The following is a 328-nucleotide window of genomic DNA, read 5'->3' as shown; positions in this document are numbered from 1 at the left end:
GTCGCTCAGACGTTCCACCACCCCGCTCTCGCGCATCAGGTTGCCGAAGCAGAACATCCCCAGCAGCGGCGCGGCGTCCGGCAGCAGCAGCGCCACCAGCAGCAACAGCACCGCCGGGAACAGGATCTTCTCCCGACGGCTCACCGTGCGCAGCTGTACCATGCGGATCTTCCGCTCCTTATCCGTGGTCAGCGCCTTCATGATCGGCGGCTGGATCAGCGGCACCAGCGCCATGTACGAGTAGGCCGCCACCGCGATGGCCCCGAGTAATTCCGGCGCCAGCTTGCCCGACAGGTAGATGGCCGTCGGGCCGTCGGCGCCGCCGATG

Annotated in this window: 1 protein-coding gene; it reads right to left on the bottom strand. The window is 67.7% G+C overall.

The annotated features are described in order from the left end of the window. On the bottom strand, positions 1-328 hold a 328-nt coding region (locus ACKLKD_RS28070), incomplete at both ends, for a sodium ion-translocating decarboxylase subunit beta (protein WP_420062024.1).

The organism is Klebsiella sp. 10982, assembly GCF_048589245.1.
GTDB lineage: Bacteria > Pseudomonadota > Gammaproteobacteria > Enterobacterales > Enterobacteriaceae > Klebsiella > Klebsiella quasivariicola.
Note: the sequence above shows the minus strand (reverse complement) of the source record. Positions and strands in the feature narration are given on the sequence as shown.